At 55.2% G+C, this 24,473-nt stretch carries 22 protein-coding genes; 11 read left to right on the top strand and 11 right to left on the bottom strand.

All coding sequences use genetic code 11. The features are described from left to right. The first annotated feature begins 13 nt into the window (after nucleotides 1-13). The 3 genes from BLR44_RS00690 (at nucleotide 14) to BLR44_RS00680 (ending at nucleotide 2,772) form a co-directional block, all read left to right on the top strand. Nucleotides 14-712 carry an SIR2 family NAD-dependent protein deacylase gene (locus BLR44_RS00690; RefSeq protein WP_089677916.1) on the top strand — a complete coding sequence of 233 codons (699 nt, stop codon included), beginning with the start codon at nucleotides 14-16 and terminating at the stop codon, nucleotides 710-712. Between the two features lie 71 nt (nucleotides 713-783). Then, a complete protein-coding gene (locus BLR44_RS00685) occupies nucleotides 784-1,902 on the top strand; it encodes an aspartate aminotransferase family protein (RefSeq protein ID WP_089679039.1) in 1,119 nt (372 codons plus the stop codon). Between the two features lie 195 nt (nucleotides 1,903-2,097). Beyond that, nucleotides 2,098-2,772: a LytR/AlgR family response regulator transcription factor gene (locus tag BLR44_RS00680; RefSeq protein ID WP_245705937.1), complete on the top strand. Its 675-nt coding sequence runs from the start codon at nucleotides 2,098-2,100 to the stop codon at nucleotides 2,770-2,772. Here BLR44_RS00680 and BLR44_RS00675 read toward each other — a convergent pair. Both BLR44_RS00675 and hemF read right to left on the bottom strand, forming a co-directional pair. After that, nucleotides 2,759-3,334 (bottom strand): phosphatase PAP2 family protein, encoded by a 576-nt coding sequence (locus BLR44_RS00675; RefSeq protein WP_089677912.1) that lies wholly within the window; start codon nucleotides 3,332-3,334, stop codon nucleotides 2,759-2,761. The two genes, BLR44_RS00680 and BLR44_RS00675, sit on opposite strands and share 14 nt — an antisense overlap. 30 nt (nucleotides 3,335-3,364) lie before the next feature. Then, on the bottom strand, nucleotides 3,365-4,267 hold the full coding sequence (gene hemF, locus BLR44_RS00670; RefSeq protein WP_089677910.1) for an oxygen-dependent coproporphyrinogen oxidase: 903 nt from the start codon (nucleotides 4,265-4,267) through the stop codon (nucleotides 3,365-3,367). 217 nt (nucleotides 4,268-4,484) lie between these two features. Between hemF and BLR44_RS00665 the strand changes: the two genes are divergently transcribed. After that, nucleotides 4,485-6,593, top strand: a complete 2,109-nt coding sequence (locus tag BLR44_RS00665; protein ID WP_245705936.1) for an alpha-ketoacid dehydrogenase subunit alpha/beta — start codon at nucleotides 4,485-4,487, stop codon at nucleotides 6,591-6,593. Between the two features lie 57 nt (nucleotides 6,594-6,650). On the opposite strand, the gene BLR44_RS00660 is transcribed toward BLR44_RS00665, so the two are convergent. Continuing rightward, nucleotides 6,651-7,649 carry an NAD(P)-dependent alcohol dehydrogenase gene (locus BLR44_RS00660; protein WP_089677907.1) on the bottom strand — a complete coding sequence of 333 codons (999 nt, stop codon included), beginning with the start codon at nucleotides 7,647-7,649 and terminating at the stop codon, nucleotides 6,651-6,653. Between the two features lie 159 nt (nucleotides 7,650-7,808). Here BLR44_RS00660 and BLR44_RS00655 point away from each other — a divergent pair, with 159 nt between their 5' ends. Together BLR44_RS00655 and BLR44_RS00650 are read left to right on the top strand one after the other, a co-directional pair. Next, complete coding sequence (locus BLR44_RS00655) at nucleotides 7,809-8,381, top strand: RNA polymerase sigma factor (protein WP_089677905.1); 573 nt, start codon at nucleotides 7,809-7,811, stop codon at nucleotides 8,379-8,381. Further along, entirely contained in the window at nucleotides 8,371-9,735 is a 1,365-nt protein-coding gene (locus BLR44_RS00650) for a hypothetical protein (protein ID WP_089677903.1), read from the top strand. Before BLR44_RS00655 ends, BLR44_RS00650 begins: the two co-directional genes overlap by 11 nt. A gap of 104 nt (nucleotides 9,736-9,839) precedes the next feature. Here BLR44_RS00650 and BLR44_RS00645 read toward each other — a convergent pair whose 3' ends face one another. After that, entirely contained in the window at nucleotides 9,840-11,072 is a 1,233-nt protein-coding gene (locus tag BLR44_RS00645) for an NAD(P)/FAD-dependent oxidoreductase (RefSeq protein ID WP_089677901.1), read from the bottom strand. 282 nt (nucleotides 11,073-11,354) lie between these two features. Here BLR44_RS00645 and BLR44_RS00640 point away from each other — a divergent pair, with 282 nt between their 5' ends. Continuing rightward, complete coding sequence (locus tag BLR44_RS00640) at nucleotides 11,355-11,900, top strand: YfiR family protein (RefSeq protein WP_089677899.1); 546 nt, start codon at nucleotides 11,355-11,357, stop codon at nucleotides 11,898-11,900. A gap of 48 nt (nucleotides 11,901-11,948) precedes the next feature. Here BLR44_RS00640 and BLR44_RS00635 read toward each other — a convergent pair whose 3' ends face one another. From BLR44_RS00635 to BLR44_RS00625, 3 genes are read right to left on the bottom strand one after another with little or no spacing between them, the layout of a single operon-like run. Continuing rightward, nucleotides 11,949-13,037 (bottom strand): adenylate/guanylate cyclase domain-containing protein, encoded by a 1,089-nt coding sequence (locus tag BLR44_RS00635; protein WP_089677897.1) that lies wholly within the window; start codon nucleotides 13,035-13,037, stop codon nucleotides 11,949-11,951. A 5-nt stretch (nucleotides 13,038-13,042) separates the two neighbouring features. Continuing rightward, on the bottom strand, nucleotides 13,043-14,329 hold the full coding sequence (locus BLR44_RS00630) for a PAS domain-containing sensor histidine kinase (RefSeq protein WP_176955843.1): 1,287 nt from the start codon (nucleotides 14,327-14,329) through the stop codon (nucleotides 13,043-13,045). Between the two features lie 43 nt (nucleotides 14,330-14,372). After that, nucleotides 14,373-15,623 (bottom strand): Pycsar system effector family protein, encoded by a 1,251-nt coding sequence (locus BLR44_RS00625; protein WP_089677894.1) that lies wholly within the window; start codon nucleotides 15,621-15,623, stop codon nucleotides 14,373-14,375. 197 nt (nucleotides 15,624-15,820) lie between these two features. On the opposite strand from BLR44_RS00625, the gene BLR44_RS00620 reads away from it, so the two are divergent. Genes BLR44_RS00620 through BLR44_RS00605 form a run of 4 tightly spaced genes read left to right on the top strand, consistent with a single transcriptional unit; the run spans nucleotide 15,821 to nucleotide 22,376 of the window. Further along, the gene (locus BLR44_RS00620; protein ID WP_176955842.1) at nucleotides 15,821-16,759 is read left to right on the top strand and encodes an SdiA-regulated domain-containing protein; all 939 of its coding nucleotides are present in this window, start codon (nucleotides 15,821-15,823) and stop codon (nucleotides 16,757-16,759) included. Further along, the gene (locus tag BLR44_RS00615; protein ID WP_089677890.1) at nucleotides 16,731-20,450 is read left to right on the top strand and encodes a BamA/TamA family outer membrane protein; all 3,720 of its coding nucleotides are present in this window, start codon (nucleotides 16,731-16,733) and stop codon (nucleotides 20,448-20,450) included. Before BLR44_RS00620 ends, BLR44_RS00615 begins: the two co-directional genes overlap by 29 nt. 22 nt (nucleotides 20,451-20,472) lie before the next feature. Continuing rightward, nucleotides 20,473-21,813 (top strand): tRNA lysidine(34) synthetase TilS, encoded by a 1,341-nt coding sequence (gene tilS, locus BLR44_RS00610; RefSeq protein ID WP_089677888.1) that lies wholly within the window; start codon nucleotides 20,473-20,475, stop codon nucleotides 21,811-21,813. Nucleotides 21,814-21,851: 38 nt separating this feature from the next. After that, nucleotides 21,852-22,376: a Crp/Fnr family transcriptional regulator gene (locus BLR44_RS00605; protein WP_089677886.1), complete on the top strand. Its 525-nt coding sequence runs from the start codon at nucleotides 21,852-21,854 to the stop codon at nucleotides 22,374-22,376. A 77-nt stretch (nucleotides 22,377-22,453) separates the two neighbouring features. Here the strand turns inward: BLR44_RS00605 and rplI are convergent, their stop codons facing one another. The 4 genes from rplI to BLR44_RS00585 all read right to left on the bottom strand — a co-directional run bounded on the left by rplI (nucleotide 22,454) and on the right by BLR44_RS00585 (nucleotide 24,443). Continuing rightward, nucleotides 22,454-22,897, bottom strand: a complete 444-nt coding sequence (gene rplI, locus BLR44_RS00600) for a 50S ribosomal protein L9 (protein ID WP_089677883.1) — start codon at nucleotides 22,895-22,897, stop codon at nucleotides 22,454-22,456. Between the two features lie 79 nt (nucleotides 22,898-22,976). Then, nucleotides 22,977-23,228, bottom strand: a complete 252-nt coding sequence (gene rpsR, locus BLR44_RS00595) for a 30S ribosomal protein S18 (protein ID WP_089677881.1) — start codon at nucleotides 23,226-23,228, stop codon at nucleotides 22,977-22,979. A gap of 2 nt (nucleotides 23,229-23,230) precedes the next feature. Next, nucleotides 23,231-23,611 (bottom strand): 30S ribosomal protein S6, encoded by a 381-nt coding sequence (gene rpsF / locus BLR44_RS00590; RefSeq protein ID WP_089677880.1) that lies wholly within the window; start codon nucleotides 23,609-23,611, stop codon nucleotides 23,231-23,233. 61 nt (nucleotides 23,612-23,672) lie between these two features. Further along, on the bottom strand, nucleotides 23,673-24,443 hold the full coding sequence (locus BLR44_RS00585) for an SDR family NAD(P)-dependent oxidoreductase (protein ID WP_089677878.1): 771 nt from the start codon (nucleotides 24,441-24,443) through the stop codon (nucleotides 23,673-23,675). Between the last annotated feature and the right edge of the window lie 30 nt (nucleotides 24,444-24,473).

Raw genomic sequence — 24,473 nt, 5'->3', positions numbered from 1 at the left:
CAACCCCCTCCCTATGCCCTCCTCTTCTCCCAAACAAAAACTGGTCGCACTTACCGGTGCCGGCATCAGTGCGGAAAGTGGCTTAGGGACGTTCCGGGGAGCAGGTGGGCTGTGGGAAGGCCATTCCGTGATGGACGTCGCCTCGCCCGAAGGGTGGCGCAAAAACCCCACGCTGGTGCTGGAGTTTTACAACCAACGGCGGCGCGCGGCCCGGCAGGCCCAGCCCAACGAAGGGCACAAGCTGCTGGCCGCCCTGGAACAGTTTTACGACGTGGTGGTGATTACGCAAAATGTGGACGATTTGCACGAACGGGCAGGCTCTACGCACGTCCTGCACCTGCACGGTGAACTGTTTAAATCGCGTAGCACCGCCGACGAAACACTGGTGTACGCGATGGACAGCGACGAGCTGAACCTGGGCGACTGCTGCGAGCGAGGTGCACAACTGCGTCCGCACATCGTCTGGTTCGGCGAGATGGTGCCGATGATGGATGCCGCCATCCGCGAAGCCGTCACCGCCGATATTTTTCTGGTGGTGGGTACCTCGTTGCAGGTCTACCCGGCGGCGGGGCTGGTCGATTATGTGGATGCGGCTGCGCCGGTCTACGTGATCGATCCTGAAACTCCCTACCTCTCCTATCGTCCCAACCTGCACCCCATTCCCGAAAAAGCCAGCACCGGCATGCGTAAAGTGTACGACCTGCTTACTTAACTCCTTTTCCCTTGCTTACGTCCCGCGATTTGTTTCTGCGTCACCTGGCGCAGACGTCTTCTTTTCCTTTAATGATTGAGGTAGAGCGCGCCGAAGGCGTGTACCTCTATGGCCCCGAGGGTCAGCACTACATCGACCTGATCTCAGGCATTGGGGTCAGCAACGTAGGGCACCGGCACCCGCGCGTGGTTTCCGCCTTGCAGGCCCAACTCGATCGTTTTCTGCACGTGATGGTCTACGGCGAGCTGGTGCAGTCTCCGCAGGTACAACTGGCGCATAAACTCGCCGCGACCCTGCCCGCTCCGCTCGACAACGTTTATCTGGTTAATTCCGGTAGCGAAGCCGTCGAAGGCGCGGCCAAACTGGCCAAACGCTACACCGGCCGCACCGAACTCATCTCCTGTCAAAACGCCTACCACGGCTCGTCGCAGGGAGCGCTTTCGCTGAGCGGCAACGAGCGCTTCAAGCGAGCGTACCGGCCGCTGCTGCCGGGCATCCGGCACATCCGGCACGGCAATATCGAAGACCTGGACCTGATTACGCACGATACAGCGGCCGTTTTTCTCGAAACCATTCAGGGCGAAGCCGGGGTACGGATGGCCTCGGCCGACTATTTTCAGGCATTACGCGCACGATGCGATGAGACAGAATCCCTCCTTATCCTAGACGAAATACAGGTTGGATTTGGACGAACCGGAAAGTTCTGGGCGTTTGAATGGTACAATATTGTGCCTGATATTGTAATTTGTGCTAAGGGCATGGGCGGCGGGATGCCGATCGGGGCGTTTGTGGCTTCACAAAAAATTATGAATGTCCTGAAAGAAAATCCCATATTAGGGCACATTACCACCTTTGGTGGACATCCGATGAGTTGCGTAGCGTCGGCCGCCACCATCGACGTTATTCAAGAAGAGGGATTAACCGAACAAGTAGCTGCCAAAGAAGCACTGTTCCGGCAGCATTTGCAACATCCTGCCATTCAGGAGATTCGTGGAAAGGGCTTGCTCCTGGCCTTAGAATTCGAATCGTTCGACGTACTGAAACCGACCATTGATCGGGCCTTGGCGGCGGGGATTTTGACCGACTGGTTTCTGTATTGCGACTCGGCCATGCGCCTGGCACCGCCGCTGACCATTACGCCGGACGAGATTGCGCAATCTTGCCAGATTCTTATAAACTGCATGCCTTAAATAGCATCGACGAAGGATTTATTTTCACCCTTTTTTTTCATGATATCTGCAATAATCATCGACCGATAAACTTTATTTTCCAATGAGGTGATTCTCATTATGTGCTTTTGACATTTGCTTTTTTTTAATATTACTACCTAAAACTATATTGCGGGATTAAATTCAATATCTCAAATTTTTACACCTATGAAATGTATGATTGTAGATGACGAAGAATTGGCTCGCTTCGTCCTCAAAAATTTCATTAAACAGACCGATTTCCTCACATTAGGCTACGAATGTGAGAGTGCAATCGAAGCTGTCAATATCTTGCAGAAGGATCAGGTCGACCTTATCTTCCTGGATGTGCAGATGCCGGAAATGTCGGGCCTGGAGTTGTTGGAATCGCTCGACCACCTGCCGCCGGTGATTCTGGTGACCTCCAAAAAAGATTATGCGGCAGAGGCGTTTGAACATAGCGTGGTGGACTATCTGGTGAAACCCATTCAGTATCCGCGTTTTATCCGGGCCGTCATGAAAGTCAAAGAAAAGCAGGAAAGCCGCCCCGGAGGTTCTTCGAACGACGATATCTTTATCCGCACCGACTCTAAAATCGTTAAGCTTAACTACAGCAGCATTCTGTACGTAGAGGCGCTGGCCGATTACGTGATGATCAACACCACGACCAACCGCCACATTGTGCACTCGACCATGAAGGGAATGGAGCGCAAGTTGCCGGCCGATACGTTTGCGCGGGTGCATCGCTCTTTCATCGTTAACCTACCCAAGGTGCAGCAGATCAAAGACTTGCATGTGGTGATCAACGACAAGGAGATTCCGATCGGGGCCTCGTACAAAGACAAGTTTATGAAACGGCTTAAGTTTTTATAGGCCGGTATCGTTCCTCTATCCAAGCAACGCTCCGGAAACACAGAAACGCCAATCCCACACCCAACAGGCCTCCGGTCAGTACGTCCAGTGGGAAGTGAACTCCGGCATAAATACGGCTATACGATACCAGCGTCGCCCACGCAAAGAGCAAGGCCGACGCTGGTATTTTTTTGCGCCAGGCCAACCACAGGTACGTCGCCAGCGCGAACGTGTTGGCGGCGTGCGACGAAATGAATCCATAGGTGCCCCCACAGTGCGCCTGCAACAGATGCACCCGGTCGGCCAGTAACGGATCGTGACAGGGGCGCAGGCGCTCGAAATATGGTTTGAAAAAGCCGGAAGAGATCCGATCGGCCAGGGCGGTGGCCACCACCAATCCCAGCAGCAAAACCCACCCCTGCCGACCGTACGTGCGAAAAATCAGGTAGATCAGCCAGAGGTAAAAGGGAATCCAGATCCAGCGGTCGGAAACCCAGTACATCACCACGTCCAGCCACTCGGCATGGTGGCCGTTCAGCCATAGAAAGCCCTCGCGGTCCGCTTGTTTGATTGCTTCTAGCACACGTATCGGTTATTACAGGACGGGCTGGCGCTAGGCGGTTACCCAATCCACATCTTTTTTGAGGACGACCAGCGTTTCTTGTTCAGGCGTGCCCGGCTGAGGCTGGTAATTGTACTCCCACTGGGCCAGGGGCGGCATGCTCATCAGAATCGATTCGGTGCGCCCGTCGGTATCGAGCCCGAACTTGGTTCCCCGGTCGTACACCAGGTTGAACTCTACGTACCGTCCACGACGCAGACGTTGCCAGGCAACTTCTTGTTCGCCGTAAGGCCGGTCGTGGTTTTTCGCCATCAGGTGGGTATAGACCGGCGCAAACGTCCGGCCTACGTCTTGCACAAACGCGAACAGGTCGGCCTGATCGTGGGCCGCGTCGGGCTTGAGGTGATCGAAGAAAATCCCCCCGATACCCCGGGTTTCTTGCCGGTGACGGATGTAGAAATAGTCGTCGGCCCAACGCCGGAATTTTGGGTAATAGGCGGCGTCGTGCCGGTCACACGCCGTTTTGAGTGCCTGATGAAAGAACCGCGCGTCCTCGGCTACGACGTAGTGCGGCGTCAGGTCAATGCCCCCTCCGAACCAACGGGTTCCTTCCGACATTTCGAAGTACCGGACGTTCATGTGGATGATCGGGACGTGCGGATTGCGCGGATGGATGACGATGGAAACGCCCGTCGCAAAGAAATCGGCCTGCGGTAACTCAAGCGCGCGCAGGATTTTTTCGGGGGTGGGGCCGTGCACGGCCGAAAAGGCGACGCCCCCCTTCTCGATAACCCGGCCCTGTTGCAATATGCGGGTCCGCCCGCCGCCGCCGCCGGCGCGGTCCCATTTGTCTTCTATGAAAGTCGCTCCGCCATCGGCCGTTTCCAGCGCCTGGCAAATCTCGTCCTGCAGCCCCGCGAACCAGTCGCGGATGCGCTCTTTTGTCGGCATCATGCGCCAAAAGTAACCAGCGCTCGCGACTTGTGGCAGCACAGTCTTTCAGGGGCCTTTGCAGGAAGATCAGGCGTCTTGCATTCGAAACCCTACGCGCCTCAGAATAATGCGCAACCGATCAACAACACCCGTACGAAAATGTTATATTTAAGGAATTGGACCGTGTCGTTCCCCCACCTGTATGCGGCCGGTCTTCACCAAACAACCTATATGTACCGTGATCACCGACATAACATCCCCTTCCCACGCGGATGCCGGGCGTCGTTTCGCCCAGCCGAGCGCCCGCTTCTGTGAAGCCTGGCGTCTGATGGCCACCGCCCGTGCCATGGCCAACTGGTACGAGAACCACCGCAACGTCTGCAGCCGTTACGTGCACAGCACCTCACGCGGACACGAAGCCATTCAGGTAGCGGCAGCATTGCACCTGCAACCCGACGACTACGCCGCCCCCTACTACCGCGACGATGCGTTTCTGCTGGGGCTGGGATTAACACCCTACGAACTGATGTTGCAACTGCTGGCCAAGGCCGACGATCCGTTTTCGGGCGGACGTACCTACTACGCCCATCCTTCGTTGCGCCGACCCGGCTTTCCTACCATTCCTCACCAGAGTTCCGCTACGGGCATGCAGGCCATTCCGGCCACGGGCATGGCGCAAGGCATTTTGTATCTGACCAGGCAGGGTCTGCTGCATCCCGACCTGCGTCCCGTGGTGGTCTGTTCGATCGGCGACGGGGCCATGACCGAAGGGGAGGTTTCGGAGGCGTTGCAGATGGCCGTCCTGAAAAAACTGCCGATTCTGTATCTGGTGCAAGACAACGACTGGGCCATTTCGGCGACGGGGGCGGAAATGCACGCCATGAACGCGTGGGAATTTGCGGCCGGGTTCAAAGGACTCCGACGTTTGCAAACCGACGGCGTTGCGTTCGTACAAGCCTACGAAGCGGTCGGCGAAGCGATGGCCTACGTACGCGAACAACGTGCGCCGCTGCTGCTACACGCCCGCTGTCCCCTGTTGAACCACCATACGTCCGGCGTACGGCAGGAATTTTACCGTCCGCCCGACGAAGTGGAGCGCCTGCACCAGTCCGATCCGGTCGACCACCTTTCTGCGTACCTCACCCGCGAAGGCATCGCGACCCATGAAGAACTCGACCTGTGGGAAGATGAAATCAACGAAATGATCGCGCTGGAGTTTGAACGCGCCCTGGCGGCACCCGACCCCGATCCGGCTACCGTGCGCGACTATGTATTTGTACCGACTTCCATCACCGCGGAACAAGGCCAGCGACACCCCGAAGGCGCCGAGAACGTGCTGATGGTCGATGCGGCCCTCCACGCCATCGACGAACTACTGAGCGAGCACCCCGAAGCGCTGCTGTACGGGCAAGACGTAGGCAAGCGACTCGGCGGTGTATTCCGGGAGGCGGCCCGTCTGGCCGAGAAGCACGGCGAACACCGCGTTTTCAACACGCCCATTCAGGAAGCGTATCTGGTAGGCTCGACGGTAGGCATGTCGGCCGTTGGCGCTAAGCCCATCGTCGAAATTCAGTTTGCCGATTACATCTGGCCCGGCATGAACCAACTGGTGGAAGAGCTTTCCAAATCCTGCTACCTGTCGCAGGGGCAATTTCCGGTGCAGGCCCTGATTCGCATTCCGATCGGGGCGTACGGCGGGGGCGGCCCTTATCATTCAGGTAGTATCGAGTCGACATTGCTGACCATCCGGGGCATCAAAGTAGTGTATCCCGCCAATGCTGCCGACCTGAAAGGATTGATGAAAGCGGCATTTCTGGACCCGAATCCGGTAATTATGCTCGAACACAAAGGCCTGTACTGGTCCAAAGTTCCGGGAACGGCCGCGGCACGCACACCGGAACCGGACCGGCACTACGTTGTTCCGCTGGGCAAAGCGCGATTGGTTCAGGAGGCCGCCCCGCACCATGGCAAACAGGGAACTTCTGCCGTAATCATCACCTACGGCATGGGCGTATACTGGGCCCTGGCGGCCACCGCCTCGTTCGAAGACCGCATTTCAATACAGGACCTGCGGACGCTTCACCCGCTCGACTGGGAGGCCGTGGTCAACGAAGTGGAAAAGCACAACAAAGTTTTGCTCCTGACCGAAGAGCCGCTGCTCAATTCGTTCATGGAATCGCTGGCCGGGCGGATTTCACGCCAATGCTTCCGCGCACTTGACGCACCTGTGTTTACGCTGGGTGCCGAAGCCCTCCCCGCCGTGCCGCTGAACGTGGTTCTGGAACGGGCCATGTTGCCCACGCCCGAAAAAGTCGGGGCGGCGTTAGAAGAGTTACTGGCCTGGTAGAATTAAAACCGCCTTGGTCAGGTTCGATCAAGACGGTTTTGTTTGTGTCTCAAGTTTCTAGTCCGTCAGGGCGGTGGCTTCAGAGGTCGTGGCCCTTGCCTCTTTTTGTTCGGGGCGCACCTGCACCACAATTTTACCTACGGCGTGTCCCGCTTCGCTGTAGCGATGCGCCTCCGCAATTTCGTCCAATGCATAGGTGCGATCGATGATCGGCCGCACCGTTCCCTGTTCGATGAGCATCTTCAGTTGCAGCATGTCGCGGCTTCCCGGCTTGGTGGTAACTACCTTATAGGACTGACGCCCCAGCAGCGTAAGTGCACTATACAGAAAGTTGACGGGCATGGGCTGCGTGGTCACCCAAACGCCGTGGGGCTTGAGCAAATGCCGACCGCTTTTGAAAGAAAGATTGCCCACCGTATCGTAGATCAGATCGAATTGCTGCCGAAGAGCCAATACGTCCTCCTGCGTGTAGTCGATGACCTGATCGGCACCCAGGCTGCGGGTGAGTTCTACATTCCGGCCGCTGCACACGCCCGTCACCTCCGTATTGAACGCCTTGGCAATCTGCACGGCAAACACACCGACGCCCCCCGAACTTCCGTTGATCAGTACCTGCTGGTTTGCGGTGATGTTTCCGTCATGCACCAGCCCCTGATAGGCCGTTAGCCCGGCCAGCGGCACCGCCGCGGCTTCCTCGAACGAAAGCTCTTGAGGGATGTGCACCAGGTATCGCGCTTTGATCGCGACGTATTCGGCATACGCGCCGCCTTCTTTCAGCGCGGGTTTCAGGGCAAACACCCGGTCGCCGGGCTGGAAACGCCGCACGTTTTCGCCGAGTTGTGCTACGGTTCCGGCCACATCGCCGCCCAGCACCCGTGGAAATTTGAAACCGGTGAGCAGCTTGGCGTCGCCTTTGCGGACTTTCCAGTCGACCGGATTAACCGACGTTGCGTAGTTTTTGACCAACACTTCGTCGGCGCCAATTTCCGGAATGGGCATGTCGTCCAGTTCGAGTACTTCTTCTCCACCGTATTGATTGATGACAATTGCTTTCATGGATCGTGATCGGTAATTGCTTGATGATTTATGTCCTTTGACACATTTGTTATACTACCGCATCTGTCCTGAGGTTATCTTTGTCATTAGTCCCATAAAAAAATCCAGTGGCGAGGCAACGTCTGCCCGCCAAGGCCCGTCTTTCATTCGATTGCTAGCATGACTGCCGAAGAATACAGCATCTGGGAACGACAACTGGTCGAAGATTGCCTTCTTGGAAAAAGAGAGGCTCAAAAATCTCTGTACGAGCGATTCTACGGAGAGATGATGGGGGCATGCCTTCGGTACAGTCAGAACAGGGAAGAGGCAGCGGAGATTATGAACGACGGTTTTTTGAAAGTCTTCACCCGGCTGGATCAGTACAATCACAAGAATTCGCTCAAGGGCTGGATCTACCGGATCATGGTCAACACGGCCATCGACCACTACCGCCGCAACCGCAAACATTACCACACGCTGGACATTCAGTACGCCGACGAACGGCCCTTTGACGAAAACGTCGTGGATCAGCTTTCGAAAGAAGATCTGCTGCGTCTGGTTCAGCTACTTCCCGACTCTTACCGGATGGTCTTCAACTTATATGTATTGGAGGGGTTTGCCCATCACGAGATTGCCGAGAAATTAAACATTACCGAAGGCACATCGCGTTCACATCTGGCCAAAGCACGCGGCAAGTTGCAGGCCATGGTGAAGAAGCATCAGCTTTCAGATTACGAAAGGTATGCAGGATAAATTTAACGACAAGTTCAGGGAGGAGCTATCCGGCTATCAGGCGAAGTACGAGCCGGGCGACTGGGACCGGATGGAAAAACTTCTGGATCACGTCGAAACGGTTGCGCCTACCCCCCGTCGCTGGCTGCCGGCCATGCTGGCCGCATCGGTTGTCATCAACCTGTTTTTCCTGGGGTGGTTTGCGTTGGATATGCGCACGCACGACCGTCAGGGCGCAACGCTTGCTCAAACCGAAACACTTCTATCCTTACCGCACGGTACCGATACGGTCGTGTCTGCGGAAGCGAATCAACTTACGGCTTCCGGGTTAGCGGCGGCCTTCAGAGCCTCCGGAGAACACAGAACGAGTAGGGTTTCAGTCACCGGCACACGGACCGAGCAACAGCACACCGCCGCGGTTCACTCCTTGCGCTTTGCTGCTTCGCCCTCCGCCGTGCTTACGGGGAATAGCCCGATCGAGGCAACGCGAGTAACGTCAGAAGGTACGGGTGTGAACAATCTGCGCGCAGGCGTCCCGCTTCTTTCGCAAGAACCCATGCTGCTTGGGGCGTCCCAGCAACCCGAGGAAGCGGTGGTTCCTACCATCATTGAGGTCGATCAGGCCGAAGTGGCAGAAAGTGGTGCCCTGGCGGCACTGGAAGACGAAACCCCTGACGTGAGTATCCGTCCGTGGAGTTGGGGTGTTACGGCTTCGCCTGACTTCAACTGGGTGAAAGGCGGCACGGCACCGTCGCCTCGCTTCACATTTGGTGCACATCTGGCCCGCAAGCTCGGGAAGAAGATAGAGCTGGCCCTCGGGCTGGCCGTCAGTCAGAAGACGTATCACCGCCGAGAAGAAGCGCAGCCTGTGCAAAGCACCAGCTACCTAGCATCCAGTGTCAGCTCACAAGCACGCCTGATTAATAAGAATGCCGGAATTGAGTTGGAAAAGATGGTAGCCAACCGTACGCAAGTGGAAATTCCTCTGACCGCTACCGTGGAAGTCGGGTCTTCGCCGCATAATCGCACGTTCCTGCAGGCCGGTTTGGTAGGGTGCTATACGCTCGACGAACGCTACCGCTACGAATACAAACCTCAAAGCCCACAACAGACGCTCGTGCCTAATACTTTCACCAACGGCATGTACAATCTCGACAGCCAGACCGAACAGGCGTTTTCGCACGAAGAGGTTGAAAAACCCTCCTTTTTTGCCGCCCTTCATGTAGCTGCCGGAAAAGAGTGGGCTCTTCACCCCAACCTGCGCCTGCAGATCGCGCCTTATTTGCAGATTCCGATGCAGTACCGGCCCGACGAAAAACAGGCTCCTTTCACGGCAGGGTTGCAAACAACCTTCCGTATGCCTTTGGCGCCTTAATTGGCCCTGTATTTGTTACAAAGAAAAACTCTAGGCTCTTTCATTCCAAGCAAGTCTAGGACCAGCGGCGACACCGGACTCAACCCGGTGTCGTTTTTTTATGTTCAACCCCCACGGCTGGTCAGCAGACGTACATAAAAGCCCGGCCGGGTTAGCTCCCGTTTTAGGTCCACATCATCGTACATGCTCATCAGCAGTCGCCGAACTTCCGGATTGCGATTGGCTTTCTTCACAACAAAGTTGAATAGCCCCGGAAAACGCGCCAGTTGCTGCAAACCACGGCTCACCCGCAACTCCATGCCCATTTTTGTATAGACCGCTTCGTCGTACTGACGCAGGTCGGCAGCGCTGTAGCGCTGTTCCGTAATGCAGTGCACGGCGTGTTGGGCGGCGATGCGACCGCTTTGCAGGGCGTTGCCGATGCCTTCGCCCGAAAAAGGATCGATCAGCGAGGCGGCATCGCCCACCAGCATGAATCGCTCTCCCGACAACTGTCGCCGCACTGAACCCAGCGGCAGGCCAAAGCCTTTGATACTTTCGAGCGCCCGTGCGTGCCGAAAACGAGGAGCGATGGTGGGATGCTCATAGATAATGTTGTTCAGGAGATGGCGCAGATTGAGACGGCGGCGGCTCACCACACTCGACAACATGCCCAGCCCTACGTTGGCTTTCCCTCCGGGCAGTGGAAACATCCAGAAGTAGCCCGGCAAGAGTTCCGGCAAAAAATGTAATTCGATCGAAGCGGGCGTAGCAAAGTCCATTACTCCTTCGTAGTACACCCGCAGTCCGGCACAGTGATGCCGCCGGTCTAGCTTGGTGTAGGAAATCAGTTGCCGCCTGACGATCGATTGCGCGCCATCGGCTCCTACCAACAACTCTCCCTGCAACTGATGGTGTGTGGTCTGTACCTCAACACCCTGCCGATCAACGTGAACGTCCTGGACCGACTCGCCTGAGTAGATGGTTATACCAGAAGTAGTTTGTGCACGCTGAAACAGATAAGCATCGAACTCGACGCGCGGCATCACAAAGCCCGGAGCGGTACGCACATGCTTTTTTCGGGGAAAGGGCAAATCCAGGTACTGATGATTGGGAGCGTAGAACCGTATTCCCCACGCTTCCTGATGAGTTTCTAAACCGTGGAAAGCACGCAACGCGTCCCCCGGCAAGCGGCCCAGTTCATACAAGACGTTGCCGCTCAATGCATCTCCACAAATCTTATCACGAGGAAAAGCCGCCCGATCCAGCAACGCCACGTTCAACCCGGCGGCGGCCGCATGTAGGGCGCAAGAAACGCCCGCGGGCCCTGCTCCCGCAATTATTACATCGTATTTCAACGATAAAACTGTCTTGTAGTCTTCATAAAGATTACTTTATAATATTGAACATTTTCCATAAAATAACATGCATAAAGCCTATTTTATTCGCCTGAAAGCAATTAATATTCGATAAAAATAGCTCGGTTGCTAAAAGAAATCATTTCCGCTTTAAAAACACGCCTTACACTCACCTTACATTTTTACGTGTTGATACCGCTAAAATACCAATTAAACTACTCGAAATCAGGACGAATACATGTTGTTATTATCTTGTGCTTGGAAACTGAAATTATAGACTGTATGAAGAAAACTGTTTACTTGCTTCTGGCGATCTTTCTAGCCCAGGGCATACTGACCTCAAAAGCTTACGCTGAAAAGCCAATCTCTTCTGACGAGAGTGTAATCTACAGCGTTTTTATCTACCACTTTACTAAATACGTCAAGTGGCCTGAGTCGAGCCGCTACCAATCTGGCGATTTCGTCATCGGTGTGTTAGGCAATACGCCGCTGATGGCAGAGCTGGAAAAAATGGCAGCTACTAAGAAAGTAGACGACCGCTCGATCAAAATCGTCAAGTACAGCACCCCTGACGAGATTGGCAAAGATGTATGTCACATCTTGTACTTGCCCGAAGGCAAAAGCGACTTGTTTGACGATGTGCAGAAGAAAACGCGTTACAACAGCACCTTGATTGTTACCCACAAAGAAGACTTGGGCAAAGCCGGTAGTCAGATCAACTTTGTGGTCCGCGAAGGAAAGCCGCGCTTCGAAATGAACGAGAATGCGCTTTTCGAGCGTAACCTGAAATACGTCTCGACACTACGTTCCCTCGCTATTATGATCTGAGTACGTTTATGATTTGAATAGAGGGATGGGGCTGTATAGCCCCTTTTTTTATTTGCGCCGCAACACTTCGTATACCTGAATCTTGTCTTTTTTCCCCTTGACCGCTTGCGGTTCCCAGACGTTCACGTCGAGCAGATGCTGTGTCTGGGCATAGACTTGGTCGCTGATCAGAATCAAGTTGGACTTTCCTTTGGTAAGCGTCTCGATGCGCTTCGCCGTGTTGACGGTATCGCCGGTTACAGAGTAGCCGATCCGGTCTTCTGACCCTAAGTTGCCCGCTACCACTTCGCCAGCGTGCACACTGATGCCGATTTCGATCTCGCATCCGAAGCGATCGCAGTAACGGCGATTCAGTTGTTCCAGCTTTTCGCGCATTTCCAAGGCACAGAACACAGCACTGCGTTCCTTGTGGGCATGATCGATGGGAGCGCCAAACGTAGCAGAAATTTCGTCGCCGACGAACTGGTAAACCGCGCCACCGTGGCGCTTAATGGCCTTCCCCATCAAAGAATAATAATCGTTCAGAAATGCCACGGTTTCGCGGGGCGCCAGCGTTTCGCTCAGCGGTGTAAACCCCCGAATATCGCAGAAAAGCACAGCGATGTAGCGAGTCTCGCCATCCAAGACGGTATCGCCCGACGTGGACAGAGCTTTTTCAACAACCTGTTCGGGCACGTAGCGCACAAACAACTTCAGGGTTCGTTCCTGTTCTTCTACTTTTTGTTTCAGGTCGAGCAACAGCTTTTTGTTTTTCCGCTGCAACGCACTGATTTGCCGGGCATTTTCGATCGTCATTTGCAGTTCGAGTTCATCCCAAGGCTTGGTGATGTACCGAAACACCCCTCCGTTATTGATTGCGTCGATGATGTCTTCGATGTCGCTGAAACCCGTGAGCACCATCCGAATTGTGTCCGGAAATTCGGGCAGGATGCGCTCCAGGAACTGCACGCCCGTCATGCCCGGCATACGCTGGTCGGTGATGATCAGGTCCACGTCGAAATCGCGCATGATGCGCAAACCCTCCTCGCCGCTGTGGGCCGTCAGCACCTGATACTTCCGCCGAAAGGCGGCTTTGAAAGAAATCAGGTTCTGCTCTTCGTCGTCGACATACAAGATGGTAAAGTCCTGCTTTTCCATAAGCCTTATTGGGTTGCCTCCTGCTGCACGGGCAGCGTAATGATAAATTCAGTCCCTTTACCCGGGGTGCTTTCTACTTCGATGCGTCCCTGGTGGCGTTCCATTACACCGAACGAAATGGATAACCCTAGCCCTGTTCCCTGCCCCACGTCTTTCGTTGTGAAAAAGGGCTCAAAGATGCGTCTTTTTACGTCTTCCGACATCCCGGGACCATCATCGCGAATACGAATTTCCACCGCATTGCCTTTCTGTTGGGTGTGCAACCACAGGTTGCCTTTCCCTTCAATGGCCTGCAGGCTGTTGTTGATAATGTTCATGAATACCTGATTAAGTTTCCCGGGCAAGCATTCTACCAACGGCAGCACCCCATAGTCCCGGTGCACTTCAATGCGGTTTTTGATGCGGTTGCTCAGCAACATCAGCGTCGATTCCAGCCCCTGATGCAAATCGGCGGGTTTGAAATCCGACTCGTCCAACCGGGAGAACGTACGCAGTCCGTTGACAATGCTGCGCGTACGGTCGGCCCCTTCCCGAATGCCTTTGATCAAGGCCTCCATTTCTTCAAATAAAAACTCAGGCTCTAACGCTTTACGCAACTGCGCAATCTGGTTCAGCCTCGCCTCCACATTCGTTTCTTTGTGCAGCGTCTCGTACTGCTTCAGCAATTCCTGGATTTCGGCCAGATCGGTTTGCAGCGGCGTGATGTTCGACGACACAAAGTTGATGGGGTTGTTGATTTCGTGTGCGATTCCGGCAGTCAGTTCGCCCAGCGAGGCCATCTTATCGCTCTCGACGAGTTTGAGTTGTGTATTTTTCAAATGTTCGAGCGCATCGTGCAATTCCTGATTTTTAGCTTCGAGGGCCTGTGTCTGTTCCTTGACAGCACTTTTCAACTGTTTGATGTAGTCCTGCAATTGCACCACGCCGGCTTCGATCTCGGGCATCGGACGAATGGTCAACAACCCTCCGGCCACCTGCGGATCGTCGAACAAATGCCGAACGCGCACGTCGGCCTGTACCCACTCTCCTGTTTTCGGTTGCAGGACCAGCATCAGGTCTAGCGTCCGTTCCGGGTGTACCGCCAAGCCCTCCCATTGCTCCAGAAATCGCGCCCAGCCCTCTTCCAGAAAGAGTTTCCGGATGGAAGTACCGTGCAGTTCGGCCGGCGTATAGCCCAGTTGTACCTGCACCGAAGGGGTTACGAACCGGATCTGCAAGGCACGGTCGCACACGACAAGGACGTCGGGCAAGTGTCCGACCAGCGCCTCGTACCAGGATGGGGATCTATCCAAGTCCATTAGGGTTTGCAGTACTGTATGGAATGCATCGGCCGGTTCAGTAGTTGGCGGGCGGAAAGAAGAGCACCGCTACCGCAAACGAGATCACCGAAATAATGAATCCGAACATGAAAATGGTATAAGAAATGCGCAAACGACGGTATTTCTGCCCCAATACATTGCCCAGAAAGTAAATATCGCGGATCATGCTTCCGTACAAAAACTCGTCGTCTTTGATTACCTGGTTCATGCCAGCGGCGTAATCTTTCAGTTCCATCTTATGAAAGTTGCCGAAAAACAACAGGTTCGCGCGTTTCTGATCGATGTCTTCTTTGGTGAAGCGCCCGGACGTCACGTTGGGCCGGGTGGCCAGAATGGCAAAGACGATCGTTGTCAGGCACACCGCGATCAGAATCATGGTCGGGATCACCAGATTCGGGTAATCTTCGAATTTTCGCAACAACACCGATACCAGAATCGAGACGATGATGGCGTTGACCGAAATCATGATGTTGGCTTTGTTGTCGGCGATCGAACTGAGGTCAATGTGGTTCTTCGAGACGGTTCGGAACATGGAATCCACGTTTCGGGTCGATTTTTTCGACTTGGCCTTCAGCTTTTTCCGCTTCTTCTTTTCTTTTTCCAGCTTCTTTTGCAGCCGCTCGACTTCCGCCTGCGGCTCCGCTGCTTTCGTCGATTTCTGTTCGATCTTGCGCAGCTTTTGTTGTATCTGTTCCAAATTCTTGTCCTTTAAGGGTTGCAGGTTATTCCGCGCGTATTCCGTAAAAAAATCGTGGGTATTGAAAAAATCCTGATTGCCTTGCAACCATTTTGCCTTGCCGATTTTCTGGCCACGCACCGCCGCTACTTCCTGCTTCAGCAACTTGGCCGACCGGAAGTACGTGTCGGAAGCCAGATGGCAAAGGTCTGCGTCACAAACTACCTTCTCGGCCAAGGTTTTGGGCGACTGGGGCATGCGCGTTGCGTCGATGCATCCCAGCACCTGCCCGAGCCGTTGGGCGTCGTAATGCTCGCCCGTCAAAAAGGCGCTCGCAATTTTCTTACTTTCTTCTTCGTGATTCAACGGACCGTTCACCCCATACCCGGTGTCGTGCAACCATCCCGCCAGTTGCACCACTTCCAGTTCAGCATCCGATAGCCCGCTGTGTTCGCCAATGTCTTTGCAGGCAGACGCAACGGCCTGTGCGTGCTCGATGGTATGGTACCGGATTTTCGGCGAAAGGTGCACCCGAAAATACTCTTCTACAAACGACTGACAACGTTTCAGCAGCGCTTCGTCTACGGGCATAGTCTAGTAGGGTCTGATGATCAGCCTACGGGGGCTCCGGGCTAACGCGTTGCGCCTTTGCGTCCGCCTGGCCACCTACCGTGGCATGCTCTGTTCTGTGCTGGCTATCCCTCCTAACGGCAAATGATGCGCGCAGGATTCGCGAATGTGCCCCGAAGCACAATCTTTTCTTTCTCCGTTTCGTACAAATGACCATTATGTTATTGCTACCTTCTTATCGATCAGGTTCCTGGCTCATGTGGCTCGTGGGCGTGCTGTTTTTAAGCGGAGGGGCCACCGGCTGTCGCCACGAACAATACGCCGCCCTGGAAGAAGCCGGCCGTACGCCCGTAGACGGACACTACATGCTGCGCGATCCGGACCGGATCTACCACCTACCCGACGATCTGGAAGAAATTTCGGGACTGACCTGGTGGAAAGACAACCAACTGGTGTGCGTGCAGGACGAAGACGGTAAACTGTTCTTGTTCGATACGGAAACAGGTAAGGTAACGGCAGAACATAAATTCGGCAAAGACGGGGATTACGAAGGTGTTGAGGTGGTGGGCGACCGCGTGTACGTCACGAAAAGCAACGGTACTTTGTACGAAATCAGCGCCTGGGAAACAGACGATCCTCACGTACGTACGCACAAGACGTTCCTCGATGATGACAACAACGTAGAGGGACTAGGGTACGACCCCGCGGCTGATGCGCTATTGCTGGCCTGCAAGAGCAAACCCGGTGTAAAAGCGGACGACAAAGTGCGTAGCATCTACCGATTCCGGCGCGCAACAGAAACGTTGGAAGAAGAACCATGGCGTTTGATTCATTATCCGGAAGTAATCGACAGTCTGAAAGCACACAACTGGCTGCGGACCACCGAACAACAGTTTCAATGCCGCCCCTCGGGTGTGGCGGTGCATCCACTGAACCAGAAACTCTACGTGCTGGCCTCAACGGGCAAATTGCTGCTGGTCTTCGATCCGCAAGGAAACCTGGAAGCGGTCCATCCCCTAAATCCCCGGCGCTTCGAACAGCCCGAAGGCATCTGTTTTGCCCCGAACGGGGACCTGTATATTTCGAACGAGGGCGACGACAAAGGCCCAAATATTTTACTGTTTCGTTATGAAGCTCGGCCATCTGCTGACCAGTAGTCGGGGCATGCTACTGCCCCTTCTGATCATTTTTCGCATACAGGCGCAAAGCACTCCGGCTCCGTCACCTCCCGACAGCCTGACGTTCCGCGTCTTTTTGATTGGCGACGTTGGCCGGCCGCTGCTCGATCCCCTGGAGCCTTCCCTGCAAACGCTACAGACTCAACTGCAGGAAGCACCCGAAAACAGCGCCGTAATTTTTCTGGGTGACAACATTTACCCGTACGGGATGCCGGCACGCTCGGACGCGAACCGGGACACGTACGAAAACTACCTCAAAGCGCAACTGGACGTCACCAAGGGCTTTGCGGGGCAGGTCTTTCTCATTCCGGGCAATCACGACTGGGCGCAGGGGCGTCGCTGGGGCTGGCAGTACCTGCGGAACCAGGAACGCTTTGCGGAGAGCTACTTACCCGAGCGGGGCAACTTTTTTTTGCCGGACGACGGCTGCCCCGGTCCGGTCGAAATTCCACTCAGCGACGAGTTGGTCCTGTTGATTCTCGACACCCAATGGTGGCTGCACCGGTGGGAGAAGCCCGGAGAAGATTCGGACTGCGAAGCCAAAGACGAAGCCGGTTTTATCGGGCTGGTCGAAGAAGCCATCACCCGCAACCACGACAAGAAAATCATTGTGGCCTCGCACCACCCCATGTACACGTACGGCCCGCACGGGGGGCTCTACCGCCTGCGCCAGCACCTGTTTCCTCTCACCGACGTCAATTCAAAGCTTTGGATTCCACTGCCGTTCATCGGGTCGCTCTATCCGCTGCAACGCAAGTACGCCGGGAACATTCAGGATACGCCTCACCCCCGTTACCGGGCACTGGTCCGTAGCCTTACGCGATTGTTCGACGAGCACCCCAACCTGATTCACGTGGCAGGGCACGAACATACGCAGCAATACATCGTGCGCGACAGCGTACACTACGTCGTGAGTGGCGCTGGCTGCAAAAGTTCGCCGGTACGGCAAGGCAAAGGCTCGCAGTTTGCCTCCTCGGAGCGTGGTTTCGCATCGCTCGACTTCCACTACGGCGGCGATGTCTGGCTCAATTTCTGGGAGCCTGGCCCTGCCAGTGCGGAAGAGAGAAGCGTTCAAGCCGACCGCGTATTTCACAAAAAGCTTATGACAGCGCCCTACGCGTGGAATCAGGTTACCCAGGCCTATACCGACAGCCTTGATCTGGCCGACAGCACGGTCATCGTCAACGCTAGTGACCAGTACCAACGTGGAGCACTGGGGCGATTTTTCTTCGGCAACAACTACCGCGATGTGTGGAAACAGCCGATTAAAGTACCGGTGTTCGACATCGGCAAAGAAGCCGGGGGCCTCACCATCACCAAGCGCGGCGGCGGTCAGCAAACAAAATCGCTGCGCCTGGAGAACAAAGAGGGCGCCGAATACGTGCTGCGCTCGATCGAGAAATTTCCGGAAGGCGCATTGCCGAAAGCTCTGCGGGGAACCCTGGCGGCCAATGCGGTGCAGGACCAGATTTCGGCGGCTCACCCGTATGGTGCGCTGGTAGTGCCGTATTTAGCCGACGCCGCCGGGATTTTTCACACCAACCCGAAACTGGTTTACCTTCCCGACGACCCACGGCTGGGCATGTACCAGCGCAGCTTTGCCAACACGCTGGCGCTGTTCGAAGAACGCCCGAACGAAGCGCATCACCTCGCCAGCCTGGGAGACGCGGAGGATTACGAAAGTACCGACGACGTGCTGGAACACCTCCGGGAAGACAACGACGACCGCACCGACCAACCGCTCACCCTGCGTTCGCGCCTGTTCGACATCCTGATTGGCGACTGGGATCGGCACGACGACCAGTGGCGCTGGGCCGAATACGAAGAAGAAGGCAAGAAAGGCAAGCTGTATCGTCCCGTTCCGCGCGACCGCGATCAGGTATTCTTCATCAACGAGGGGCTCGCCCCGAAAATCATGAGCCGCAAATGGGCCATGCCCAAAATCCAGGGATTCGGCGAGGAGATTCGCGACGTGGTGGGGTTCTCGTACAATGCTCGTTTTTTCGACCGCACCTTCCTCAACGAAATGACGCTGGACGATTGGCTGGCCCAAGCCGATTCGCTGCAACGCCGCCTGACGGACGACACCCTGGCGTACGCCATCCGCCAGTGGCCTTCTGACGTATTCCGCCTCCGCGGCGAAGAAGTAATCCGGAAGTTACAGCGGCGACGCGACGACCTGAAAACCTATGCGCGGGAGTATTACCTGGCGCTTGCCCAAGTGGTCGACATCGTAGGCAGCAACAAGCACGAAACCTTCCTCATCGATCGACTGGACGACGCCCGCACGCGCGTTACGGTCTATAAAACTAAAAAGGATGGAGAGCGCGAGCAGGTTATTTATGAGCGGACGTTTTACACGGACGAGACGCAGGAGATTCGCCTTTACGGACTGGACGGCGAAGATCAGTTTCAGGTGCGGGGCGACGTGAACCGGGGCATCCTCCTGCGCATTGTGGGCGGCTCCGGCGAAGACCGCATCGTGGACGAGTCGAAGGTGCTGGGTCCCGACCGAAAAACCCTGATTTACGATACGGAACAAGGCAACGACATCGCGTTCGGCACTGAAGGGCGCGACTTTACGTCCAACGATCCTGACGTGAACGATTACAACCGTAAGGCCTTTCTGTATGACAAGACGACACCGCTCCTGGATCTAGGTTATAATGCCGACGAAGGCTTTCACCTCAGCGCAGGCGTGCAAATTCAGCAACAGGGCTTTCGCAAAGAGCCGTACGCCATCCGCCATTACCTTCTTGGCGCGTACGCCACGCGCCTCCGCGCGTCACGGTTCTATTACCAAGGCGATTTTACAAACGTATTTGGGCGGATTGGGCTGCGTGTCACTACCGACGTTCGTGCGCCACGGTACGTCAATAACTTCTTCGGGCTAGGCAACGAAACCTTCGCTTACGACCGAGATACGCTGAGCCTTGCGCGCTACCGTTTGCCATTTCGACAGGTAGAAGCCTCGGTCCTCTTCAAAGGGCAATCCGGCAATTACCTGGAATGGGTGGCAGGTCCCTACGGCCAGTACTTTCAGCTAACGGAGTCAGCCCCTACTTTTCCTTCAGCTGAACAAGGTAGCATTGACACCACCGACCTGACCGCCGCCCGCTTGTACGGCGGGCTGGCCGCGGGTGTGCATTACGACAGCCGCAACGACCGCATGATGCCTACGGCCGGCTTCCGGTGGAATCTGGACGGCCACTGGGTAGCTGGACTCAACGCAGTTTCGCATCGCTTTGCGCAGTTTACCGGCGACTTTGCGTTTTATTGGGGATTTCGGCTGCCCGCCCGCATCACGTTGGCGTCTCGGGTTGGAGGTGGCGTTACCTACGGTCCCTACGAATTTTTCCAGGCCCTGCGCCTCGGTGGCACCACCAACTTGCGCGGTTATCGCCTCACCCGTTTTGCCGGACGGCGGATGTTCTACAACAACACCGAATTGCGAGTTCGTCTGTTTTCGTTCCGCACCAACTACGTAGGGCTGATCGGTTACCACGACATCGGGCGCGTCTGGATCGACGGCGAGGATTCCCATCAGTGGCATCGCGGCTACGGGGGTGGCCTTTGGGTCGCACCTTTCCGCAAATTTGTGCTCTCGGCGACCTACGGGTTCTCCGCGGAAGAACGCCTGCCGCTGATCCAACTGGGTTACTTCTTCTGACAGAATCGCTTATCTTTCCTCCATGCTGGAACGCTTTCAAGCTTACCTCCAGACGGAGCTGAGGCTTTCTTCAGAGGATCACCTACTGGTGGCCATCAGCGGAGGGGTTGATTCGGTCGTGCTGACGCATCTGCTCTACCGCAGCGCGTTTTCGTTTTCGTTGGCGCACGTCAACTTCGGGCTGCGGGGAAACGAGTCCGATGCGGACGAACAGTTCGTGCGGCAACTGGCACGCGATTACCAACTCCCTTGTCATGTGCACCACGTGGCCACGAAACACTACGCCGCGCAGCACGGGGTCTCCACGCAAATGGCGGCTCGTACGCTGCGCTACGCGTGGTTTCAGGAATTGGTGGCCCAGGGGAAGGGGACGTGTGTGGCCACGGCCCATCATCACAACGACGTGATCGAAACGGTACTCTTGAATCTGGTGCGAGGCACGGGACTGGCCGGCTTAAAAGGCATCGCGCCCCGCCGGGAGGTGTTTGTGCGGCCCTTGTTGCCGTTCACCAAAGCGGAGATTCTGGCATATGCGCAAACCGAAGCGTTGCCCTGGCGGGAAGATGCCTCAAACCAGACCAACGCCTATCGCCGCAACTTTGTCCGCCACCAGGTGATTCCGCTACTGCAACAACTCAACCCCAACCTGGAAGAAACTTTCCGGGAAAACGTAGCCAAAACGATCGCGGCACAGCACGTGCTGGCCCATACCATTGCCCAGCTTAAAACGCAGGTCTGGCAGGACTGTGGTACTTACGTTCGGCTCGATCCTTCGCCCCTGACGCAACTGCCCGAACCGGCCTACCTCCTTTCTGAATTGCTTAAGGCACAGGGATTTTCGTTCCGCCAATGTCGGGCCATCTGGGAAAATCAGCACGTAGGGAGTCAATTCCAGAGCGCTCGTTGGCAACTAACGGTCGATCGGGCACATTACCTTCTGACGCCCTTGCCTACTTCGAGCGAACTGCCTTCTGTGCAACGAATCACGCCCGAAACGCGCGAGCTTCAATTCCCGACGGGGATATTGCGATGCAGCAACTTCCCGGCGGCACAGTTTCAGCCCGCTTCCAGCAGTCAGGTGGCCTGCCTCGACTATGACCTTTTGCAGTTTCCACTGGAAATTCGCCCCTGGCAGCCGGGCGACCGCCTCCAACCCTTCGGCGTGCGAGGGCACAAAAAAGTAAGCGATCTGCTGGTAGAACAAAAAATTCCGCGCCCGTTGAAGCAACAAGTGTTGGTCGTCGTGTCGGCGGGCGAGGTCGTCTGGCTGGTCGGCATGCGTTTGCACCACCGCTACCGCATCACCGAACAGACACGACATGCCTTTCGGATGGAATGGTGTCCACATCCGGTTAGCGGTTAAAGCGGGATTGTTTAATTTCGCCGCTCCGTTACGTCCTTATGATCAATCCGTTCCGCCGTTCCTATACCGTTGAAGAGCTCAATCTGTTTCGCTTCATGCGCAGCAATAAGCTGTTTGCAGAGTTGAATAATGAGGAACTGATGAATTTTGTCCCGTACCTCTACCTGCGGGAGTACAAGAAGAAAGAGGTGGTCTTTTTCCGGGGCGATCCGAGTCAGGCGCTCTACCTGATCAAATCGGGGACCGTTTCGCTGTTCATCGACATCGACGATAAGTTCGAGACCCTGACCTCGCTGGGCACATCGCAATCGTTTGGCGATAATGCCCTGTTGTACAACACCAAGCGCTATTACAACGCCATTGTCGAATCCGAATTTTGCGAGTTATACGTGATTCCACAGGCCAATCTGCACGAGATTTTCAACGCCAACGTAAAGATCCGCGCCAGCATGTTTGCCGCCTTGGCGGCGCAGTTCAACCAACTGACCATCAACTTGTTTGAATCGTATCAGGCGTCGTTCGGCTTTTTCGATCTAGGGCAGATCTACCAGCGGCTTTCCTGAGCTCATTAGCTTTGAAGGTTGCAGGCATAAAAAAAGCGGCTCGAAGGCCGCTTTTTCAGTATCGTATGCTGTAGCAACTACTCCGCTACGACTTCGAAATTCAAGGTATGGTGCACATCGCGGTGCAGGAGCAGCGTCGCTGTGTACTCGCCCAGGCTTTTCACCTCGCTATCGAACGAGATTTTCCGACGATCCACTTCGTAGCCTTTCTCTTTCAGCGCGTCGGCGATTTGCAGAGGCGTCACGGCACCGAAAATCTTGCCGCTTTCTCCCACTTTCGCAGGGATCTGCAACTTGGTTTCGCCAATGGCGGTGGCTATGTCTTCGGCGTCTTTCCGGATTTTGTCGGCTTTGTGTGCCGCCTGCTTCATGTTCTCTTCCAGCACCTTCCGGTTCGACTTATTGGCCAGAATGGCCAGCCCTTGCGGAATCAGGTAATTGCGTCCGTAGCCAGGCTTTACCGTTACAACGTCGTTTTTGTAACCCAGCCCTTTGATATCGTCTTTCAGAATAACTTCCATGATGAGTTCTCAGTTTTGAGTGATGAGTTTTGAGTGATGAGCGATGCTTACGCAGCAACTCATGCCCCATAACTCTAAACTATTTTAAAGAGTCGGTTACGTAAGGCAACAGGGCCAGATGACGCGCTTTTTTCACAGCTTGTCCCACACGACGCTGGAATTTCCAGCTTGTGCCGGTCAGGCGGCGAGGCAGGATTTTCCCTTGTTCGTTCACAAACTTCAACAGGAAGTTAGGATCTTTGTAGTCGATGTAGCGGATGCCACTACGCTTAAACCGGCAGTACTTTTTGCGGTTTTCGGGTTGGTTTACAGATTCGTTCATCAAGCTCATGACTAGGCCTCCTGTTTTTCTTTGTTAGATTCGTTTTCTTTGTTCCGGTTGAACTTCCCGCTGCGACGCTTTTCGTTGTATTGTACAGCGTACTTGTCGAGCACCGTCGTCAGGAAGCGCATCACGCGTTCGTCGCGACGAAACTCGGTTTCCAGCGTTTGAATCAGGGTTGGCTCCGCTTTGAATTCCATAAGCGAATAGAAACCAGTCGATTTGTGCTGGATTTCGTAGGCCAGTTTGCGCAGGCCCCACTCTTCCACGTTGATGATTTCAGCTCCGTTGTCTTCCAGAACAGCACGGAACTTGGCGACGGCATCCTTCATCTGTTGCTCAGACAAAACGGGAGTCAAAATGAATACCGTCTCATAGTTTTTCAACTGCATAAGATCAAGCTTTTAAAATTAAGGGCTGCAAAGTTAGCAGAAGCCCGCTGGAAAAGCAAGATCACGCCCCTTGCGTCTTCTCGTTTCGGTTCAGAACCAGGGCACTGGCCTGCGCCCGGGGCATCACGATGACGTCGGCCACATTGACGTGGAGCGGGCGGGTAACCATAAACAAAATGATGTCGGCGATATCTTCCGCATGCAGCGGTTCGTACCCTTCGTACACCTTGTCGGCCTGGGCCTGATCGCCTTTAAAGCGAATGTTGGAAAACTCGGTTTCGACCGCACCCGGATTGATGGACGCGACTTTAATGCCGAAAGGATTCAAATCCATACGCATCCCTTTTGTCAGTGCATCGACGGCATGTTTGGAAGCGCAGTACACACTTCCTTTCGGGTAGACTTCTTTGCCGGCGGTAGAGCCGAGGTTGATAATGTGCCCAGCCCGGCGTGCGACCATGCTTTTGATGATCGGCTCCGATACATACAGCAGCCCCTTCACATTACTGTCGATCATGGCGTCCCAGTCGTCGACCGACGCCGATTGTACCGGGTCTAGCCCGAAAGCGTTACCCGCATTGTTGATCAGAATATCAATGGGCCGAAATTCATCCGGAATAGAAGCCAACGCTTCCTGCACCGCTTCTCGGTCGCGTACATCAAATTGCAGCGTGTGCACCCGCACGTGTTCGGAGAGTTGGGTTTGCAGCGCCTGGAGGCGTTCCGCGCGGCGGCCGCACAACACCAGATCGAACCCATGCCCGGCAAATTGTTCGGCAGTGGCCCGCCCAATGCCCGAGGTAGCGCCCGTAATCAAGGCAATTTTGTTCATGTCAAAAAGAAATTCGAGTAATGAAGAATA

This window comes from Catalinimonas alkaloidigena, assembly GCF_900100765.1.
Taxonomy (GTDB): domain Bacteria; phylum Bacteroidota; class Bacteroidia; order Cytophagales; family Flexibacteraceae; genus Mooreia; species Mooreia alkaloidigena.
Note: the sequence above shows the minus strand (reverse complement) of the source record. Positions and strands in the feature narration are given on the sequence as shown.

Excerpts from the sequence above, each read along its gene's own strand:
- rpsF (WP_089677880.1), bottom strand. The coding sequence starts at position 23,611 with ATGCAGTTGAAAAACTATGAGACGGTATTCATTTTGACTCCCGTTTTG.
- BLR44_RS00690 (WP_089677916.1), top strand. The coding sequence starts at position 14 with ATGCCCTCCTCTTCTCCCAAACAAAAACTGGTCGCACTTACCGGTGCC.
- hemF (WP_089677910.1), bottom strand. The coding sequence starts at position 4,267 with ATGATGCCGACAAAAGAGCGCATCCGCGACTGGTTCGCGGGGCTGCAG.
- BLR44_RS00635 (WP_089677897.1), bottom strand. The coding sequence starts at position 13,037 with ATGGAAAAGCAGGACTTTACCATCTTGTATGTCGACGACGAAGAGCAG.
- BLR44_RS00685 (WP_089679039.1), top strand. The coding sequence starts at position 784 with ATGATTGAGGTAGAGCGCGCCGAAGGCGTGTACCTCTATGGCCCCGAG.
- rpsR (WP_089677881.1), bottom strand. The coding sequence starts at position 23,228 with ATGAGCTTGATGAACGAATCTGTAAACCAACCCGAAAACCGCAAAAAG.
- BLR44_RS00615 (WP_089677890.1), top strand. The coding sequence starts at position 16,731 with ATGAAGCTCGGCCATCTGCTGACCAGTAGTCGGGGCATGCTACTGCCC.
- BLR44_RS00655 (WP_089677905.1), top strand. The coding sequence starts at position 7,809 with ATGACTGCCGAAGAATACAGCATCTGGGAACGACAACTGGTCGAAGAT.
- rplI (WP_089677883.1), bottom strand. The coding sequence starts at position 22,897 with ATGGAAGTTATTCTGAAAGACGATATCAAAGGGCTGGGTTACAAAAAC.
- BLR44_RS00680 (WP_245705937.1), top strand. The coding sequence starts at position 2,098 with ATGATTGTAGATGACGAAGAATTGGCTCGCTTCGTCCTCAAAAATTTC.
- tilS (WP_089677888.1), top strand. The coding sequence starts at position 20,473 with ATGCTGGAACGCTTTCAAGCTTACCTCCAGACGGAGCTGAGGCTTTCT.
- BLR44_RS00620 (WP_176955842.1), top strand. The coding sequence starts at position 15,821 with ATGTTATTGCTACCTTCTTATCGATCAGGTTCCTGGCTCATGTGGCTC.
- BLR44_RS00640 (WP_089677899.1), top strand. The coding sequence starts at position 11,355 with ATGAAGAAAACTGTTTACTTGCTTCTGGCGATCTTTCTAGCCCAGGGC.
- BLR44_RS00660 (WP_089677907.1), bottom strand. The coding sequence starts at position 7,649 with ATGAAAGCAATTGTCATCAATCAATACGGTGGAGAAGAAGTACTCGAA.
- BLR44_RS00605 (WP_089677886.1), top strand. The coding sequence starts at position 21,852 with ATGATCAATCCGTTCCGCCGTTCCTATACCGTTGAAGAGCTCAATCTG.
- BLR44_RS00625 (WP_089677894.1), bottom strand. The coding sequence starts at position 15,623 with ATGCCCGTAGACGAAGCGCTGCTGAAACGTTGTCAGTCGTTTGTAGAA.
- BLR44_RS00650 (WP_089677903.1), top strand. The coding sequence starts at position 8,371 with ATGCAGGATAAATTTAACGACAAGTTCAGGGAGGAGCTATCCGGCTAT.
- BLR44_RS00585 (WP_089677878.1), bottom strand. The coding sequence starts at position 24,443 with ATGAACAAAATTGCCTTGATTACGGGCGCTACCTCGGGCATTGGGCGG.